The 250-nt window shown below is 57.2% G+C and carries 1 protein-coding gene; it reads right to left on the bottom strand.

Annotated elements, in window-relative coordinates; genetic code table 11:
• Positions 1 to 250 (bottom strand): MotA/TolQ/ExbB proton channel family protein (locus ACP7IZ_RS13845; protein ID WP_426849746.1); only part of this gene is annotated, 250 nt, incomplete at both ends.

The following is a 250-nucleotide window of genomic DNA, read 5'->3' as shown; positions in this document are numbered from 1 at the left end:
CGTGCCGAACAGACCGATGAACGGAGAAGTGGAGCCCACCGTGCCCAAAAAGGCCAGGCCCTTTTGCAGGCTGTTCTGGATGTTGTTCACCGCGCGCTGGATGGACATGCCCGTCCAGCTATGCAGATCGATGCTTTCTTGCATCGTACCTTCATGGTGCTCGGCCGCCACAATACCGGTATCGGCAATATAGCGGAACGGAGATGTGGAGGTGAGAGCCGAAGCGCCTTCCTGAATGCTGTGTTTGGTC

This window comes from Acetobacter sp. AAB5, assembly GCF_050106715.1.
Lineage (GTDB): Bacteria > Pseudomonadota > Alphaproteobacteria > Acetobacterales > Acetobacteraceae > Acetobacter > Acetobacter oryzifermentans.
The sequence above is the reverse complement of the archived record's forward strand: the minus strand, read 5'-3'. Positions and strand labels throughout refer to the sequence as shown.